Origin of the sequence: Actinoplanes sp. NPDC048791 (assembly GCF_040650095.1) — a bacterium.
Taxonomy (GTDB): domain Bacteria; phylum Actinomycetota; class Actinomycetes; order Mycobacteriales; family Micromonosporaceae; genus Actinoplanes.
In genome coordinates this window covers 1-1,613 of record NZ_JBEZGQ010001464.1, presented here as the reverse complement: position 1 = coordinate 1,613, position 1,613 = coordinate 1, and the positions used below count along the sequence as shown (strand labels likewise).

The following is a 1,613-nucleotide window of genomic DNA, read 5'->3' as shown; positions in this document are numbered from 1 at the left end:
GCGGCGCAGCACCCCGCCGTCCGCGTTGCCCGCGGTCACCCGCAGCGACGCGAACGCGGCCGTGGCCGGCAGCTCCGGTGTCACCTCGACGGCCCCGTCACCGGACGCGGTGAGCGGCAGCTCGCTCCAGGTGGCGCCGTCGTCGAGCGACCACTCGACCTTGTCGACGGTGCTCTCCGCCGAGCTCTCGCGGGTCGACGGCTTGATGGTCAGCGGCACCGGCCCGGCCGCGGCCCGGTTGCGCTGGTCGAGCCCGGCGGCGGACAGGTCGAGGTCGATCAGCGCGAGCGGGGTGGGGACCGGGCTCCACGCCGACGTGAAGGTCCACTCGCTGCGGATCTTCGTGGACAGCTGCGACCACGGCACCCGCCGCGTCATCGTGTGGTCCAGCCGGTACGTCTGCTCGGCCTGCGGCACGGTCACGGTCATGCTCGCCGTCGCGGCCGTCTTGAGCACCTCGCCGCCACTGCTCAGCGTCAGCGAGTCGGTGCCGGAGCTGTCGGCGCCCTGGTTGCCCGCCGTGTCGCCGAGGGTCATGTTCTCGATGATCGACAGCCGGCTGCCCTCGCGCCGGGAGTCGTCGTTTCCCGGCCGGCGGGTCGGGGCGAGCGGGCCGGCCCCCACCGTGGCGCCGGGTGATGTGCCCGCGGACAGCGTGCGGTAGCCCAGGTTGAGCGACTGGCCGGAGCCGTAGTCGACCAGGCGGCCCAAGTTGACCCCCGGCGTCACGTATTCGGTGATGCTCGCCGGGAGCCGCATCGACGTCGGCACGTACGGGCCGGTCCACTCGCCGGTCATCGGGACCGTCGCGTACGACCCGTCGGTGTTGGTGCCCTGCGCCCGGATCGTCAGGCTGGTCTTGGCCAGCGACGCCGTGCGGACGGTGCTGATCGGCGACGCCGGGAACGGGTGCGGCCAGTAGCGGACCAGGTCGTACCGGTAGGGGCTCGGCTTGAGCGCGGTGGAGCCGGCCTTGGTCAGCACGTCGTGCACCCGCAGCGTCGTGCCGGGCGGGGACGACGGCGTGACGTAGTTGCGGGTCTTCGGCCCGCCGGCGAAACCGATGAGGTCACCGTTGGGCAGCGAGATCCACACCGCGCTGGACTCCGACTGCGCGGTGGTGTCGTCGACGGAGAAGCCCACCCGCTTGGCCGACTTCTCGTCGAGCCGGACGGTCTGTGCCGCGTTCGTGACGGTGAAGGACCTGGTCAGCAGGTAGCTGTCGACGTTGTAGATGCCGTACATCATCGCGACGAAGTAGTTGCCCGGGGGCAGGTCAGCCGTCGCGCTCAGCGAGTTCTGCGGGTTGGTCACCGGCATCCAGGTCCAGGTGTCGCGGTTCCACAGGCTGATGAATTTGTTCCAGGCGGTCCAGTTCTGCGAGTCCACCGTCAGGGTGGTCCGGTAGGTGCCGGCGGCCGCGGCGGCCTGGGCCGAGCGCGGTGGGGCACCGGTCTTGGCCTGGGCGGCCGGGATGACGCTGCCGCCGAGCTGCTGGGCCCGCACGGTGCCGCCGGTGGAGACGAACCCGTACGGCGCCTGGACGACACCGGAGCCGGGCCTGAACTGGAACGCCGAGCGGCCCTTGGCGCCGGGCACCATCGTGAGCCGGT

1 protein-coding gene is annotated in these 1,613 nt (G+C 71.9%); it reads right to left on the bottom strand.

Annotated features, from left to right (window positions below; all coding sequences use genetic code 11):
- Window positions 1-1,613 (bottom strand): hypothetical protein (locus AB0C29_RS47460; protein ID WP_360834830.1); only part of this gene is annotated, 1,613 nt, incomplete at both ends.